At 62.3% G+C, this 17,680-nt stretch carries 10 protein-coding genes and 2 pseudogenes; 1 reads left to right on the forward strand and 11 read right to left on the reverse strand.

The window, feature by feature from the left end; genetic code table 11:
• Window positions 1–137: 137 nt before the first annotated feature.
• The 9 genes and pseudogenes from AC13F2_RS00925 to AC13F2_RS00965 all read right to left on the reverse strand — a co-directional run.
• Window positions 138–596 (reverse strand): annotated as a pseudogene (locus AC13F2_RS00925) (MFS transporter); the annotation flags it as partial.
• A gap of 12 nt (window positions 597–608) precedes the next feature.
• Window positions 609–1,391, reverse strand: a complete 783-nt coding sequence (locus AC13F2_RS00930) for an MFS transporter (RefSeq protein ID WP_482964210.1) — start codon at window positions 1,389–1,391, stop codon at window positions 609–611.
• A 112-nt stretch (window positions 1,392–1,503) separates the two neighbouring features.
• On the reverse strand, window positions 1,504–2,976 hold the full coding sequence (locus AC13F2_RS00935; protein WP_482964211.1) for an MFS transporter: 1,473 nt from the start codon (window positions 2,974–2,976) through the stop codon (window positions 1,504–1,506).
• An 8-nt stretch (window positions 2,977–2,984) separates the two neighbouring features.
• A complete protein-coding gene (locus tag AC13F2_RS00940; RefSeq protein ID WP_234003200.1) occupies window positions 2,985–4,460 on the reverse strand; it encodes an MFS transporter in 1,476 nt (491 codons plus the stop codon).
• 4 nt (window positions 4,461–4,464) lie between these two features.
• Entirely contained in the window at window positions 4,465–5,760 is a 1,296-nt protein-coding gene (locus tag AC13F2_RS00945) for an acyl-CoA dehydrogenase family protein (protein ID WP_482964212.1), read from the reverse strand.
• A gap of 221 nt (window positions 5,761–5,981) precedes the next feature.
• Window positions 5,982–7,412 carry an efflux transporter outer membrane subunit gene (locus tag AC13F2_RS00950; RefSeq protein WP_482964213.1) on the reverse strand — a complete coding sequence of 477 codons (1,431 nt, stop codon included), beginning with the start codon at window positions 7,410–7,412 and terminating at the stop codon, window positions 5,982–5,984.
• 11 nt (window positions 7,413–7,423) lie between these two features.
• Complete coding sequence (locus tag AC13F2_RS00955; RefSeq protein ID WP_482964214.1) at window positions 7,424–10,612, reverse strand: efflux RND transporter permease subunit; 3,189 nt, start codon at window positions 10,610–10,612, stop codon at window positions 7,424–7,426.
• Window positions 10,613–10,663: 51 nt separating this feature from the next.
• A complete protein-coding gene (locus AC13F2_RS00960; RefSeq protein WP_482964215.1) occupies window positions 10,664–11,992 on the reverse strand; it encodes an efflux RND transporter periplasmic adaptor subunit in 1,329 nt (442 codons plus the stop codon).
• A gap of 225 nt (window positions 11,993–12,217) precedes the next feature.
• Entirely contained in the window at window positions 12,218–12,817 is a 600-nt protein-coding gene (locus AC13F2_RS00965; protein ID WP_301641528.1) for a TetR/AcrR family transcriptional regulator, read from the reverse strand.
• A 164-nt stretch (window positions 12,818–12,981) separates the two neighbouring features.
• On the opposite strand from AC13F2_RS00965, the gene AC13F2_RS00970 reads away from it, so the two are divergent.
• Complete coding sequence (locus AC13F2_RS00970) at window positions 12,982–13,398, forward strand: response regulator transcription factor (protein WP_103024199.1); 417 nt, start codon at window positions 12,982–12,984, stop codon at window positions 13,396–13,398.
• Window positions 13,399–13,445: 47 nt separating this feature from the next.
• Here the strand turns inward: AC13F2_RS00970 and AC13F2_RS00975 are convergent, their stop codons facing one another.
• Together AC13F2_RS00975 and AC13F2_RS00980 are read right to left on the reverse strand one after the other, a co-directional pair.
• Entirely contained in the window at window positions 13,446–17,342 is a 3,897-nt protein-coding gene (locus AC13F2_RS00975) for a PAS domain S-box protein (RefSeq protein WP_482964216.1), read from the reverse strand.
• Between the two features lie 118 nt (window positions 17,343–17,460).
• Window positions 17,461–17,680 (reverse strand): annotated as a pseudogene (locus AC13F2_RS00980) (glucose/galactose MFS transporter); the annotation flags it as partial.

Here is a 17,680-nt window from a genome sequence, read left to right on the forward strand (position 1 = left end):
GGATGCAACGGGTCCGATACAAAGACGGTCCATCGTCGAGAAAATGACCAATTCAGGCGAGCAGTCCGAGTAAGTCGGGAGAGGTTGGGGCGACGCAGAGCGATGGAAAGTCTGCTCCTCGCCAAATATGTCGCGGCCTAGATCGCGGGCTCCCGGTGGCGGGGCTCTCGTACTTTCCAGATCAGAAATATCAGGGCCGCTACCACCGCGGCAAGGACAATGGCGAACAGAGGCTTGAAGCCGCTGGTCGCTACGAGCACTCCGGCAAGGACGGGGCCGGTCGCTGCGATTACGCCTTCCAGCGTCGTCACGAATGCGAGCCGCATCGGGATATCTTCGACATTGCCGAATTCCAGAACCATCGTCGTTGACGCGAGCATCCAACCCGATCCGCCAACGCCAAGGAGGACGAAGGCCGCATAGATGGGAACGGCTGAATTGCCGATAATGAGCGTGGTGACCCCGAGGATCGAACTTGCCAGAGCAAATACGTAGATGATCTTGAAGCCCCAGCGATCGCCCAGCGGCCCCCAGAAGATGTTGGATACCGTATCCGATCCGAGGAACACGAAGCTGAGGCCGCCGATCAGCGCCCCATCGAGGCCAAGCTAGGTCCCGGCATAGATCGTCCAGAAAGGTGCGCCGACACGGGCCATGGTGGCAAAGCACTGGACGACGAGAAACCACGCGAAATCGCGGTCGTGCAACAGTTCCGGAAACTGCCGGATGCGCTCTCTCATCGGCATCTGAGGGCGCGATGCGGGCGCGGCAGGTTCGCGGATCATGGTTTTGAGCACGATGAGCCCTGCACTGGTCAGCAGGAAGGCAAACAGGAAGGTGGTGGCGTAGCCATTCCCTAGCCATTCGTCGGCGATCAGATAATTGCCTGCCGCCCAGGCGAGAACGGCGGCGATCAGGCCGCCGGCAAAATTGCGGTACCCCTGCAACCGCCCGCGTTGCCGTATCGGTATCAGCTTGCTCATGAGCATCTGGAACGCGACCCGCTGCGCACCGGTGAAAAAGCCCAGCATCAGGAAACATGCAAAGGTCGCAAAGAGCAGGACATTGCCGGTCAGGAAATATCCCGTGAGCGCAAGGCCCAGGATCATCAGCCGCATCATGGAACCGACGCGGATGGCGTAGGGCAGGATGTGGCTGCGATGCTCTATCCGGGCGCCGCTGGCGATCGGGCTGATGGTGGCGCCAAGTTGCAGCAGCGCCGAGCCAAGGCCGACTGCGGCCGTGCTGCCCGTGAGCAGCAACAGATAGGCGGGAATGATGGTGGGCGCATAGATCAGGCGAAAGCCGGTCATCCCCAGAACGCCATGAATGAAGTTGGCGCGGTAATTACGCTTGAGGTTTTCGTCTACGAACCGCGCGTGATCCGCCATCGCACGCTGCTGCACGGTGCGCAGATCTTCCAGCCCTTCGGGATTTTCCAGCGGGTCCAGTGTCAGTACTCACCCTGGAGCGAAATGCCCGTGCCAGCCATCTGCCCGACCCTCACGATGGATCCGGAATGTCGTCGGCATTGCTCGCAGCGGCGCGGTCGCGTTTCTCGAGTTCGGCCAGGCTGGCTTCGTGCGTGGTCCTGTCGATGCGATAGGCGAACAGGAACCCCGCCCCGCCGATATAAAGCACGATCAATGTGGGCACGTAAACGGTGGCCAGAAGTCGCGGAATGGCAGGATCGATGGTGGCCGGTTCCATTCCCGGTACGATGCCAACGAACGCAACCAGCATGCCCGCAGCGAACACGCCGATCCCGGACGTGCTTTTCTGCATCAGCGTGTTCGCCGCGTAGAACAGGCCTTCGCTGCGGCGCCCGGTGGCCAGTTGGCTTTCTTCGACGACATCGCCGACCATTGCGTGGGTCAGGACTGCCGACGAAACGCCGCACATCTGAAACACGGTCGAAAATGCAAATAGGGCCGGCACCAGCAGGGGATCGCCATTGTCGAAGAAATTGCCGGTAAGACGCAGGACGTAGGGCGCGCTGCCGAATATCACAGCAATGATGGCAAGGCCGAACGCCGCGTTGCGCTTGCCGATTTTACGCGAAGCCCATGGCGCGATGAACAGGGCAAGGAATGCCCCGGTGAGCGAATCTATGGTCAGCACGGCCAGTTGGGCCGAATTGAGCCCCCACAGGTACGTACCAAAATAGATATTCAGCGCCGAGGTCATGCCGACGGAGGTGTATTTGAGCACCCCGAAGGCGACGATCGCCAGAAACCCCTTGTGCGCGAAGGTGCTCTTCATCTGCACCAAAGTGCGGATGGGGCCGATCTTCTCACGCGCAGGCGGCATGCGGAAGTATTTGACCCGATGCAGCGTTCCCAGGCTGGAGATGAGGATTGCGGCAAACATGATGGCCGCACCGACAACCGCGAAAAGGCGATAGCCTTCGGGATTGAGCTGGCCGACCGGATATTCCGCCGTTGGCGCGAGGAAGACCAGCAAGGTCAGGAACGCCATGCCGACGCCGCCGAGATAGGCGAAGAAATAGCGGAAACTGGCGATCGAAGTGCGCTGGTCGTAATCGCTGGTCAGTTCGGGGGCGAGAGCGCTGCTCGGAATTTCGAAGAAGGTTATGAAGGTCCTGACGCAGCAGCCGACCACGAGAATGTACCAGAAGGTCTGCATCTCGCTCATCCCTTCGGGCGGGAAGAACAGGAATAGCAGGCTGCCCGCGGCCGGGATCGCGCTCAGGAACATGAAGGGGTGGCGTCGGCCCCATTTGGTCCGGACCGTGTCCGACCACTGCCCCACGATCGGATCGGAAATCGCATCGACGCACAATGCGACGAGGATTGCGAATGACACCAGATCGGCGCGGATGCCGATGACCTGATTGTAGTACAGAAGAAGAAACGAGCGGAAGGCGACGTCCTTGACGCCGTAGCCAACCGAACCGAAGCCATAGAACAGTTTGGTCGATAGCCCGAGTTTGGGGGCTGGGCGATCTGCGATCATTATTTTCCTTACCTGGCGGGGGAGCCAAATGCGCCATCGCGGATGGCTTGCTCTCGGGCCTGCGCCTCGCGCGACTTCAGGCGATCGACGTTCTCACGATGGCTGGCCTCTGTGATGGGATAGAGCAGCAGGAACAGCGCGCCGATGATCCACAAACCGCCGGATGCCGGTATGTAGTGGATCAGCAGGCTCTTCTGCATCGCCACCGTCACCTGGTCGACGTCCACCCCGGTCGGGAAATCGGATAGTTCGAGCACGATCCCTGCCATCATGATGCCGAGGCCGGTCGAACATTGCTGCATGAAACTGGACGCTGCGAAGAACACCCCTGCGGTATGCTGGCCGGTCCGCACGGCGTGATCTTCCACCACATCCGCCAGCATGGAAGAGGTGTTGATTAGCGAGGTCGCGATCATGGCACCGTAGACTGCGCCGATGATGAAGAGCGTGGGCAGCAGCATCGGATCGCCCGGCTGGAAGAACAGGTCGAGGTAAGTCAGCAGCAGTGGCGAAAGGCCGAGCAGAATGCCACCTATCGCCATGAACATCGATGTGTTGCGCTTGCCCAGCCAGCGCGAGAATTTCGGGGCGAACGGCGCAGCGATCGTTGCAGCGACCAGACTGTCGAACGTCAGCAGGGCCAGCTGTCCTGCACCGAGTTTAAAGACATAGGTGCCGAAATACAGCGTCGTTGCGGCGTAAAGCCCAATGGCAGTGTATTTGCAGACGCCGAATGCGAAGATCGCGAGGAAGCCGCGATTGCTGAACGCGCTGAACATCTCCTTGAAATGGGACGTCGGCGTGGCGCCTTCGCCGGGTTCGTCGCGCTGGCGCAGATGCGGCACGCGGCTGAGCGTTCCAAAGCCGCACACCAGAATGGCGGCAAAAATGAGAGCGCCGCCGAGCCATGCGAACTTCACATAGCCTTCCGGGTTGAGCTGGCCACGGGCGAATTCGGGCGTGGCAACGAAGAACACGGCAAGGGAAAAGGCGGTGAAGCCGAAGGTCCCGACATATCCGAACCAGTAGCGAAGGCCGAACAGCTTCGTGCGCTCGGCATAATCGTCGGTCAGTTCGGGATTCATGGCGCTGGAGGGGATTTCGAACGCGCTGATCGAGGTGCGCGTCAGGGCCGCGATGGCGAATACCCAGACACCCATCTGGATGTCGGTCAGCCCGGCGGGCGGAAACCATGCCAGGATGAAGAATACTGCCGTCGGAAGCGCGGATCCGAGTATGAACGGATGCCGGCGCCCGATCCGCGATCGGGTCATGTCCGACCAGCGGCCGATGAAGGGATCGGCCACTGCATCGACCAGCAACGTCAGCGCGATCGCGGTCGAAACGATGGATGCCGGGACCCCCAGCACCTGATTGTAGAACAGCAGCAGATAGGTGGAAAAGGCGGCGTTCTTGACGCCGTTCGCCACTGCCCCGAAACCATAGCTCAGGCGCTGTCCGCGCGTCATCGCTGGCGTCGGCACCGGCTTACTCCGCCGCCTCCACCAGTTCTTCGAGCGGGTCGTACATGTCCCGCGCCCTGGCCCGGCGCTCTATGAGCGAGTAATCGGGGAACATCGGATCGGCGACGTCGCGATATTTGCGCAAGTGCTGCTTGGCGACGGTGACCTTGTGCACTTCCGTCGGTCCATCGGCGATGCCCATGACCATCGAACCGATAAGGCTGCCGACGAACGGCATTTCATTGGATACGCCCAGCGATCCGTGGATGTGGATGCAGCGGTGCGCGATGTCGTGATAGACCTTGGGCATCAGCGCCTTGATCGCGGCTATGTCTTTGCGGACCTTGCGATAATCCTGATATTTGTCGATCATCCACGCGGTTTTCAGGACGAACAGCTTGAACTGTTCCAGCTCGATATAGCTGTCGGCAATCTGCATCTGGACCGCCTGGTAATCGGCGATCGTGCCGGTCCGCGTCTTGCGACTGACAGCACGCCGGCTCATCGCATCGAGCAGACGGCGACAATTGCCGACGGTGCGCATGGCGTGGTGCACGCGCCCACCGCCCAAGCGTGTTTGCGAAATGGCGAAAGCACCGCCCTGTTCACCCAGAAGATGATCCGCCGGCACGCGCACGTCGGTGTAGCGCACATAGCTTTCCGAACCGTCTTCCTGGCCATAGACGCCGACGTTGCGGACGATTTCGACCCCCGGCGTGTCGACCGGCACGATGAACATGCTCATCCGTTCGTGACGGGGAGCATCGGGATCGGTCACCGCCATGACGATGAGGAATTCCGCCCAGCGACCGTTGGTCGAAAACCATTTCTCGCCGTTGATCTTCCAGTGGTTGCCGTCGAGTTCGGCCTTGGTGATGAAATTGGTCGGATCGGATCCGCCCTGCGGTTCGGTCATGGAGAATGCCGAAACGATTTCGTTTTCGAGCAGCGGCTGCAGATACCGTGTTTTCTGTTCGGGCGTTCCGTAATGGGCGATGATCTCTGCATTGCCGGTATCGGGCGCCTGGCAGCCGAACACGATCGGGGCGAAACTCGCACCACCGAGGATCTCGTTCATAAGGCCCAGCTTGACCTGACCATAACCCTGACCGCCAAGCTCCGGGCCGAGGTGACACGCCCACAGTCCCCTGGCCTTCACCTCTTCCTGAAGAGGGCGGACCAGCTTGTTGCGGCGCGGGTTCTCCACGTCATAGGGATGGATGCCCAGCAGGCCCAGCGGTTCGACCTTCTCGCGGACGAATCCGTCCATCCAGTCGAGCTTTTCTTGGAATTCAGGATCGGTCTCGAAATCCCAGGCCATGCAAACATACTCCCAACCGACGCACTTTTGCGCGTTCGCCTGCAAGCATACCTAGTTTTCAGATCGGGGCAAGGCAATGATCGCCGGGCAGCAGTGATTACCTTTGCCCGGCGCTCACTAAACCTACAGCAACGTCACCAGCAGGATGATGGTGGTCGCCCCGAAACCCACGGCGCCTGCCCGAAAAGCGTCCGCATGCAGGCGCAGCAATGCCTTCAGGTTCACGATGCCGTCTCCCGCTCGGCCGACCATGAACCGCCCAGAGCGCGGAACAGATCGATCTGGCGGCTCGAGACGAGCGCGTCCTGATCGGCCAGTTCGGCCCGCGTTTCGGCAAGCGTGCGCTCCGCATCGAGCAAATCCAGCGAATCGATAACGCCTTCGCGGTTCTGGGCGCGGGTAATGCGTGCCGCCTTGGTCGCTGCCTGCATCGCCTGTTCCAGAGACTGCCGCCGCTCGATTGCCCCGGCATATCGGGACAGGGCGGTTTCGGTTTCCTGCAAGGCATTGAGGATCGCCCCGTCGAATGCTGCGAGCGATCCGCGCGCGTCCGCTTTGGCGGCATCGATGCGCGCGAATACCGGTTCGCGGTTGGGGAAGACCCAATCGATCAACGGTCCCAGGATGAACCCGAGCGGACCGCCGGAAAACAAATTGCTCACGCTGGATGCGGACGATCCGACCGAACCGCCCAGCGTTATGCGCGGATAGAGATCGGCGCGGGCAACCCCGATCCTGTCGGTATCGGCAAGCAACCGCTGCTCTGCCGCGCGGACATCCGGCCTGCGCGCCAGCAATTGTGTGCCGTCGCCAACGGGCAAGGGGGCAGCTATCTCGAGCGGGATCGAGCGCTCGCCCGAAATTGCGGGCAATTCCGTTGGTGTGCGTCCGGTAAGCGTCGCCAGCGCGAACAGGGCGGCGCTGCGCTGCGCCTCGATTTCCGGGATGGTGGCGGCCCGCTGGTCGCGAAGGCTCTGGATACGGGCGACTGCCAGCCCGTCTGCCATGCCCACCTCGTGGCGTCGCCGCGTGAGGCGAAGGCTGTCGTCGAGCAGGGCGACGATCGATCGCGCCACGTCGATCCGCGCGGCAGCGCTGGCGGCATTGGCATAGGCCAGCGTAGTATCCGCTACGACCATGACCCGCACCGCATCGGCGTCCGCTTGCGCCGCAGCCAGATCGTTACGAGACGCGCTTATCTGTCCGCTGACCCGCCCGAACAGATCGACTTCATAAGACACATCAGCACCTAGCGAAATGCCGGTACCCGTCCGATCGGCTCCGGGGGGCGTCTCCAATTCCGGTGTTCTGGAATAGGCGGCTGATGCGGTCAGGCCGACGGTCGGCAGTCGGTCCGATCGCGCACCGCGCAGGGCAGCACGGGCGCGGTCCATCCGCGCTACCGCCTGCCGGATGTCGGTATTCGCGGCCAGCGCATCTGCAACCAGTCCGTCCAGCACGGGGTCTTCGTAAAGCCGCCACCAGTCCTGCGGCAGCGGATTGGCGGTCACGATATCGGTTTGGGCGGAAAGGAAGGGGCCGGAAGTCGCGCTCGGGGACGGGGGGGAGGGAGAGACGCGATCCGGCCCCACCGCGCAGCCCGACAGGGCAAGCGCGGAAACGGCGGAAAGGATGAAGGTGCGATATGCCATGATGAAATGTCCTATTCGGCTGGCTGCACGGTCAGGCCGGGTGCCTTTCGGCTCCAGCGGCTGCGCAGCTCGGCCACGCGGTCGCCCAGTACGCGGCAGACCACATAGAAAGTGGGAGTGAAAACCAGTCCGAACCCGGTGACGCCGAGCATGCCGAAACATACCGCCGTACCCAGCGCCTGGCGCAGTTCCGCCCCGGCGCCAGTGGCAATTACCAGCGGGACGGATCCCAGGATGAACGCGAAGCTGGTCATCAGGATCGGCCGCAGGCGGGTGCGCGCAGCTTCCACTGCGGCAGCCGCGGGCGAAAGGCCGTGCAGCTTCTCACCCTGGCGGGCGAATTCAACGATCAGGATGGCGTTCTTCGCGGACAGGGCGATCAGGACGACAAGGCCGATCTGCGTGAGCACATTGTTGTCCATGCCCATCAGGTTCACCCCGGCCATTGCCGCCAGCAGACACATCGGCACGATCAGGATGATCGACAGCGGCATGATCAGGCTCTCGTACTGTGCGGCCAGCACCAGGAAGACGAGCAGAACCGCCAGTCCGAAGACATAGGCCGCCGTATTGCCGGTGGTGGCCTGCTGATATGCAATGCCCGTCCACTCGGTCGAATAGCCTTGCGGAACCGTCGTCGACGCGACCTTTTCCATGGTCATCAGCGAATGACCGGTCGATCCGCCCGGCGCCGTATCGCCATCGATGGCCACGGCAGGGGCGAGGTTGTAGCGCGATACGCGGTACGGCCCGGTGGTGTCCGTAAACGTCGCAAGCGAGCCGAGCGGAACCATCGATCCATTGGCCGAGCGGGCATGGAGCCCGGCAATGTCGCTCACATCGTCGCGATAGTCCGCCTCCGCCTGTGCGGTCACTCGGTACGTGCGGCCCAGCAGGTTGAAATCGTTGACGAAGGCGCTGCCGAGATAGACCGAAAGCGTATCGAAAATGTCTGCCGGGGCCACGCCCAGCATCTGGGCCTTGTCGCGGTCGATATCGGTCTTCACGCGGGGCGTGCCCGTGTCGAAGAATGTATAGACACCGGCCAGACCTTCCTGACCATTCGCCTTGGCAATGACCTCATTGGCGACCTGCTGCATGTCGCGATAGCCCTGGCCGGAATCCGCTTTCAGCATCATGCGAAAGCCCCCCGCCGAACCGATCCCCTGGATTACGGGCGGTTTGACGATCATCAGGCGTGCTTCGTTGATGTCCGCAGTGGCGGCTTGCGCGGCAGCGATAAGTTCGTCGATCGATTTGCCGCTACCCTTGCGGTTCTCGAATTCGTCGAGCACCCAATAGGCGGCCGCCGAACTTGCGGACTGCGTTTGCGTCGTGCCGTCGAAGCCCGACAGCATGACGGTGCCCTTGATGCCTTCGATCGGCAGGACGCGCTCGGCCACCTGCTTCATCACGGCATCTGTTCGCGTGGTCGACGACCCGGGCGGGAGCTGGATGACGGACACGAAATAGCCCTGATCCTGCTGCGGAATGAAGCCGGTTGGCGTCGCGCTGAGCGTTAGGGCGGTAAGGCCGATCAGCAGCGCGTAGGCCGCCATCATCCTGCGCGGCATGGCGACCAGCCGCGCTGTCAGCTGGGCGTACCAGTCGCTGAACCGTTCGAACGCATTGTTGAACCGCTGTCCGGCACGGTCCAGCCCCTGCCGCCAACGCGGTGCATCGGCGGGCAGATCTTCATGTGGACGCAACAGCAGGGCCGAAAGGGCCGGCGAGAGCGTCAGCGACACGAACAGGGAAATTGCCGTCGCAGCCGAAATCGTAACCGCGAACTGCTTGTAGAATTCGCCCGACAATCCGCCCATGAACAGGGTGGGCACGAACACGGCGCACAGCACCAGGACGATGGCGATCAGGGCGGTCCCGACCTCGTCCATGGACCGGCGCGCCGCTTCGAGAGGGGAATACCCCTGTTCCAGATTGCGCTCGACATTCTCGACCACGACGATGGCATCGTCGACGACAATTCCGATCGCCAGCACCAGTCCGAAAAGCGACAGATTGTTAAGCGAATAGCCCAGCATGGCGAGCACGGCGAAAGTCCCCACCAGCGAAATCGGTATCGCCAGCACCGGAATGATCGATGCGCGGGCCTTCTGCAGGAACACCACGATCACCAGGACTACCAGCACGATCGCTTCCAGCAATGTGTGCAGGACGGCGTCGATGCTCTGCGATATGAATTCGGTCGGATTGTAGACAATGCGGTATTCCATCCCCTGCGGGAAGGATTCCGAAAGGCGGGTCATCGTTTCCTTGACCCCCTCGGCCGCCTCCAAAGCGTTGGAACCCGGCTTCTGGAATACGGGCAAGATGACGGAATCCATGTCGTTCAGATAAGCCGACGTGGCGTAGTCGGTCGCACCGATTTCCACGCGGGCGACATCGCTGACGCGGATCTGGCGTCCTTGCGCATCTGTGCGGATGACGACCTGACCGAACTGCGATGGATCGGTGAAGCGGCCTTGCGTTTCGACGTTGAGCTGAAAGGCGCTTTCAGGGCTCGGCTGCTGCCCCAGCGTGCCGGCTGCGACCTGCACGTTCTGCGCTCGCAGTGCGCGCACGATGTCGCTGCCGGTCAGGCCGCGGGCGGCGGCGCGGCCCGGGTCAATCCAGACGCGCATTGCCAGTTCGCGCTGCCCGAACAATTGCACATCGCCGACCCCTTCGAGCCGGGCGAGCTGATCCTTGATCCGCGTCTGGGCGTAGTTCGAGATATATTCGCGATCGAGCGACCCGTCCGGCGACACCAGATTGACCACCATGAGGAAGTCGGGCGTCGTCTTGCGCGTCACGATGCCGAGCCGCTGCACTTCTTCGGGCAGCCGGGCCTCGGCGATGGCGACGCGGTTTTGCACCAGCACCTGCGCATCATCCAGATCGGTCCCAGGCGCGAAGGTGACGGTAATCGTCATGCGTCCATCGCCTGTGGATTCGCTGGACTGGTACAGCATCCCATCGACGCCGTTGATTTCCTGCTCGATCGGATTGGCGACCGTATCGGCAACCGTTTCCGCCGATGCGCCGGGATAGACGGCTGTGACCGTCACCGTCGGCGGGACGATATCCGGATATTGGCTGATCGGCAGGAAGAAATATGAAATGGCTCCGACCAGCGTGATCAGGACAGCCAGCACGCTGGCGAAGATCGGTCGATCGATGAAGAAACGTGACAGTCGCATGGACGCACCTCGGGTGTGAATTGCGGATTGGTCAGGCGGAAACCGGGCCGGTTATTCGGCGAAGGTCGCAGCCGCAGCGCGGAATTTTGCCGGTGGCGATTTGGCCATGCGTGTCTCGGCACGGGCGGGGGCAATGGTCCCCTGCTGCGCGGAAACCTGCTGACCGGGCATGGCCATCTGGACGCCCTTGATCACCACCTTCTCGGTCGGCTTCAGGCCGCTCTCGATCACCCGCAGATTGCCGATCTGGGGGCCGAGCTCGACTGAGCGTGCGGCGACCTTTCCATCCTTTTGCACCACCAGAACCAGCTTGCGTGTCTGGTCGGTCGTGATGGCGGTATCTGGAACCAGCATCGCCTTGTGCGTGCCGCCAGTGGCCAGCCGCATCTGGCCGAACAGGCCGGGCGTCAGGAATCCGTCGGGATTGTCGACCAGTGCGCGCGCGCGGATCGTACCCGATTCATCGTCGAGCCCGTTGTCGGTGAAATCGAGCTTGCCGTGCCAGGTATATTCGGTTTCGTCCTGCAGGCGGATTTCCACGGGCGTACCCTTGTCCAGCCCTTCGCGCTGGGCTTTCAGGAACAAGGCTTCCGATCCGGTGAATTCGAAATAGACCGGATCGACGGCGTTGATGGTCGTCAGCAGGGTGGCCTGCGAACCGCCGCTGCCCGACACCAGATTGCCTGCATCGACCCGGCGATCGGAAATCCGCCCGGATATCGGCGCGCGGACCGTGGTGAACCCCACGTCCAGTGCGCGGGCCGATACCAGCGCCCGTGCCGCGGCGAGGCCGGCCTCGTTATTGCGCACCTCCGCTTTCAGCCGGTCGATTTCGTTGGCGGCAACCGCGTCGTCCTCGACAAGGCGCTGCGCACGGGCCAGATTGTCGCGCGAGAGGGCAAGCGCCGTCATGGCTTGAGCGACCTGTGCCTGCGCCTGCGCCAGCGAGGCGCGATAGGTTCGCGCATCGATCGTGAACAGCGGCGCACCCTGCCGGACGAACTGGCCGTCGGTAAAGTGGATGGCGGTTATCTGCCCCGACACCTGCGGGCGAACCTCCACACGGCGGCTCGCTTCGAAGCGGCCGACGAATTCGTCCCATTCGGTGATTTCCTTCTGCAGCGGTGTCGCCACGGTGACCACGGGCAGGGGGGCTGCTGCAGGCGCAGGTGCGCCGCCGCCCAGGACCCACCACGCGGTGATCGCGGCGAGGACGATCAGCACGCCGATCCACACGCGCATCAACCGCGACTTCGGCTGGCGTGCCGTCACCTCGGCCGGATCGTAGCCGCCGTCCTGTTCGCGCTCGTCGAACTGCTCCTGCTCGCGGCGCTCTGCCGCTGCTTCGTCATGGTACCTGTCGAAGGGGGTATCGAACATACGCTGTTCCCTGATCTTGTTATGCCGCACGACATCGCTTTCGAAAGCGCGGCTTTCGAAATTGAACTCGCAATTATTCCGGGATCGGGCGTGCACATATCATCACGCGTGACCGACGGGAGTCGGCCCGACCAACAATCTGTACCGATAAGTATGTAATGCTGCGTTCAGGTCAAGGTATTTTTCTGTACCGACCGATATTATTTTCGCAGATTGAGATGTCCGTTATGCAGACGGCCAGGAAAGTAATGCAGAATCAGCAACTTGCAAAAGCTCTTCGCGGCTTGCACCCGATTGGGCCTGGACCGAGATGCCTTGCATGATGGCCAGCAGATAGCGCGTGATCGCCTCCGCCTCGGTCGCTACGCGGAATTCGCCGGCGTCGATCGCCTGCTGCATCCGCGCGATGATCGCCCGCCGGGAGGATTCCGCCCGTGCATTCACATCGTCCCTGATCGAAGGCTCCACGCTCTGGCAGGCAACCGAGGCGATCACGCCCATGCAGCCCTTGCAGTCGCCCGTGGTTGCGGCATCCACCGAGCCCATCAACAGGCGCTCGGCAACGGCGCGTGCCGTGGGCGCCTCGATCGCATCGCCGATATAGGTCAGCTTGTCGCGTTCGTAGAGGTCGAGCGCCTGCCGGAACAGCGCTTCCTTGTTGCCGAAAGCGGCATAGAGGCTGGGCCGCGTTATGCCCATTTCGTCGGTGAGATCGGAAAGCGAAGCGCCCTCGTACCCCTTGGCCCAGAACACGCGCAGCGCCGCACCAAGGGCCAGCTCGGTATCGAATTCTCTGGGACGTCCTCGGCTTGCGACTTTTTCCATACCGTAGAGTATAGAAAATGCGCGCCGGTTTTCAAGGCGTTTCGCGCCCGGCGCCGGTCCGCTGAGCGCAGCTTTACCGCATGTGCACGTGTATTCCCGTAGGGCGCCTAAGCATCTGCTATACCATATTGTTGCTAGCGCTTACGCAAGTAAGGAGATGCTGCATGCCCAGGATAATCGTCGCTGAAGATGACGAGATCGTCGCCGAGATCGTGCGGGACACTCTCATTCAGGCTGGACACGCCGTGGGTGTGGTTCAGGATGGGGCGGCCGCGCTCGACGTCATCCGGGCCAAGCGCCCGGACATGGTCATCCTCGATTGCAGCCTGCCCAGCATGACCGGGGTCCAGATCGTTCGCCAGATGCGCATCGACTATGATCTCTGGGAAATCCCGGCCCTGATGCTCACCGCGCGCGTCAGCGCATCCGATGAAGACCTCGCCATGTATGCCGGGGCCGACGAATATATGCGCAAGCCCTTCGATCCGAAGAAGCTCCTCGCAACGGTCGACGTGCTGTTGACCGAAGCACATGATCGCAAGGCACTCGAAAAAAGGCCTGCCGGCGCCCGCGCCATCTGATCCAATTGCCTGATGTTCCGGGGCAGGGCGGGCCTGCCCCCGCACCTTCAGGCCGCCTCGTCCAGAACCGCCAGGCTGCGCGAGACGAGCACCAGGCGGCTTTCCGCTTCGCCCGCCTCGCCCAGCTCATGCTCGATTTGCGACGCCAGTGAGCCGAAATGCGCATCACCGAAATAGGCGGCCACGCCTGCAATCTGGTGCAGGGCACTCGCCAGTTCGGGCCAGCGCTCTTCGACATTGCTGTCGTCGATGGCGCTGATCAGTTCACGCAGGTCGTTCTTGCGCTTGATATAGCGATCGCGAAGCCGCGCCGTGTTCGAGACACCGGGATCGATCGAAACGCCGGGCTCGGCCGCCATCCGCCCCGCCTTGTCAGCAAACCGTTCCACATTGCTGGTGAGGTCGCGATACGAGAACGGCTTTGCGATATGCGCCTGCATTCCGGCTGCCCGGCACCGGGCGATATCGTCGGGATAGGCATTGGCGGTCAGCGCGATGATCGGCAGGTCCTGCGGGCCATAACCGCGATTACGCAACTCGCGGGTTGCAGTTAGCCCGTCCGTTCCCGGCATCTGCACGTCCATTAGAACCAGATCGTATGGCGTCTCGTCCTGCGCCGCGGCGATCACGCGTTCGATGGCAATACTGCCATCCTCGACAATGGTGGCATCGTATCCGGCCTGTCTCACCATGGCCGCGATCAGCTCCTGATTGATCGAATTGTCTTCGGCGATCAGCAGGCGAATGGGCGACTGCGCCGCATCTGCACGGTCTTCGCATTCACCCGCCACATCCTCTTCGTGTCGCGGCGCGTCGCATGGAACCAGCGGCATTGTCACGCGGAAGGTGGAGCCTTTGCCCACTTCGCTTTCCACCGTAACCTCGCCGCCCAGCAGTTCGGCAAGCTGGCTGGTGATGGACAGGCCAAGCCCGGAACCGCCATATTTGCGGGCGGTCGATCCATCGGCCTGCGTGAACTGATGGAAGATTGTTTCCAGATGATCGGGCGCGATGCCGATGCCGGTGTCCGTGACCGACAGCTCGAACCTGGTGCCGCACGCACTGGGCGCGACGCGTACGCTGACCGTACCGTGCGCCGTGAACTTTATCGCATTGCCCACCAGATTGAGCGCGATCTGCCGCAAGCGAAGGCGGTCGCCGACTACCCATTTCGGAAGGTCGTCGGCAATATCCAGTTCCAGAGCGACCTGCTTTTCCCTGGCTACGGCTTCCATCAGCCGCACCACGCCGGTCAGCTTATGGCGCACGTCCACCGGTTCCTGCGCCACGCGCATCAGCCCCGCCTCGATCTTCGATATGTCGAGGATGTCGTTGAGCAACTGCATCATGCCGCGTCCGGATTCGTCGATCAGGCGCACATAATCCGTCTGCCTGTCGCTCAGATCGGTCTTTTTCAGCAGCTCGGTGAAGCCCAGCAGGCCGTTCATCGGAGTGCGGATGTCGTGGCTCATGTTCGCCAGGAACGCGGATTTGGCCGTGGCGGCATCTTCCGCCGCCAACCTGGCTGCGCGAAGTTCGGCTTCCAGCTTCTTGGTGTGCGATACATCGCGGATGGACGCGATGATTTCGACCGGCCGCCCGGTGCGATGATCGTGCACGGGCGCGCAATTGGCTTCCATCCAGCGATAGGTCTCGGGCTCGTCGACCGAAGCCGCGCGAAACGCGATCAGCGCACGTTTCCTGCTGCCATCTGCCAATCCGGCGAAAGCGTCATGAACGCTCGCATCGTCGTCCGGATGGAATCCGGTCAGCAGGTTGGATCCGATCAGCGCACTCAGCGGCAGTTCGAACAGATCCCGCGCCGATGGCGAGGCGTAAACGCAGGTCCCCTTCAGGTCGAGACGCACCACCGCATCGGTGATGTTTTCGGTGATCAGGGTCAGCTGCTCGTCTCGCCGGGCCAGGGCGGCGATGGCTTCATGATGCTCGGTCACGTCGATGTTCACGCCGATGAAGCCGGTGACCTGTCCGGTCTGGTCGAATTCGGGCCGTCCGATGGTGTCGACCCACACGATCGACCCGTCGCCATGAAGCCAGCGGAACTCCAGACGGCATTCCGTCCGGCTTTCGACCGCACCGGTCCATTCCGCATGCACCCTGTCGCGATCCTCGGGATGTACTGCGCGGGCCCAGCCGTCGCCCTGCCATTCATCGGGTTCCAGCCCGGAAAGACGCAGCCACGCCGCATTGACATAGGTGCAGCGGCCTTCGGTATCGGTGCGGAATATGCCCGCGGGTGCCAGATTGGCCAGGGCCTGAAAGCGGCTTTCGCTGGCCTCCAGCTTTTCGCTCGCCTGTTTCTGCTCGGTGATATCGACAGCCGCGCCGTAATATCCGGTCACGGCACCATTCTCGTCGAACTCGGCCGTATTGTAGGTATCCATCCACAGGCTCGACCCGTCCGGCGCCCGAAATTCCAGCGTACGCCGCCGGACCATGCCAGGTTCGAAGCCCCTGAAAGGCGGGTCGGCCTGGATCGCCTCGAGCGATGCCAGCGCATCGACCCATCCACGCCCAAGCATTTCGTCGACGGTTTTGCCGACCTTGTTCGCCCAGGAAGGATTGATGAAGGTCAATTGCCCCTGACCGTTCGCCTGGAAAATCCCGATGGGGGCGGATTCGGCAAGTGTGCGGAATCGCTTCTCGCTATCCGACAGGGCCTTTTCCTGGCGTATCTGCTCGGTCACATCGCGGATATTTCCGATCGTCCCGGAAAATCGTCCGCGCTCGTCGGTTGCCCGCCGGATGCTGACCTCGATATGTCTGCATGCGCCCCATTTATCGATGAAACGCTGGGTCAGGGTCGTCTCCCGAAGCTCTCCGCTCACAAGGGCGGGGTAGATCTGACCTGCCGCTGCAAAATCCTCGGGCACCAGCAATTTCGTGGTGGGCCAGCCCAGCGACTCCTCGACGGTATAGCCGGTCAGTGCTTCCCATGCGGGATTGAGCGAGGTCCACCGACCGTTCTCATCCGTGCGGAAGATGATTTCGCGGATGTGATCGAGGATTTCCTGCTTGTCGTCCCGGCTCTGGCGGATCAGGTCCCGGTCGCGGATGCGCCCTTCCAGCATGGCGGCGACCGGCAGGCCGATCGCAAAATTGCTGGCGAGGAATATCTGGAAAGCGAACAGCTTGTCTTCGATGGACCCGCGCACCAGCGTGATCGGCCCTGCATCCAGGGACGTGGCAATCGATGCGATTGCTGTCACGATCAGCACGGCAATGGCCGTACCGTTCATCCCGGTGCGGAAAGCAGCATAAAGAACCAGCGGGCACGCCAGGAACAGGAACGGATATTGCGACTGGGCGAAGACGACGATGCTGCCGCAGATGACGATCGCAATCATCGAAGCCCATTCGGCCGGGCTATGCTTGGGCGGCAAACGGCGTTCACGCCACGCGTCGATCCCGATCAGGGCAAGCGGCAGAATGATCAGCAGGCTCAGCCCGTCGGCCAGAACCCATCTCTCCCATTGCTGGAAGAACGTCGCTGCATCGGCCCCGGATAATGCCAGCGCGGCAATGGTGGCCGAAACGCCGGCGCCGCTCAGCGCGGATACCAACAACCAGCCATGCGTCCTGATATCGTTGACGTCGGGATGTTTGCCGCAGCACGTCTGCATCGCCCAGACGATCACGGCGATCTCGGCGGCATTCGCCACCGACAGGGCGATGGCAATACTCCATCCGTCCCCGATCATCCGGTTCACCGCCAGATCCGCCGCGGCGCAGGCCAGGATGAAATAGACACGGCTGTCCGACCGGCTGCGGATCAGCAGGGCTGCCACCACGGCGTTCGGAATCCACAGCAGCGCGATGCGTTCGCTTGCGCGCATCAGCGTCATGCCCAGATATGCCAGCATCGCGAACAGGAATGCGACGGCGATGATGGCAATCAGGTCATTGCGATTGGGTTTGGCCATATTCCGGGAATTCCATCGGTAGAATTCCGGCTGCTGTGCCTCACTTTGGTTAACGGCCAGGCAGGCGGCCGCTACCTGTTTTTCCGGAGGGGGCGCCGCACCGCCGCCCCCTTGGCGCTCACGCTGCCGCGGGTTTTCGCGCGAAGAGTCCGAAGCTGGCGATGATGGCGTAGCAGATGGCGGGGAGGGTGAGGGCGAGGGGGAGACTGCCGGTGGTATCGGCGAGGACGCCGAACAGCAGCGGGACGACCGCGCCGCCGAAGATCGCGACATTGATGATGCCCGATCCGTCCGCCGCGCGCGAGCCGAGCTTTTCGCAGGCGAGCGAGAAGATCGTG

Source organism: Qipengyuania sp. L-5Y (genome assembly GCF_056859455.1).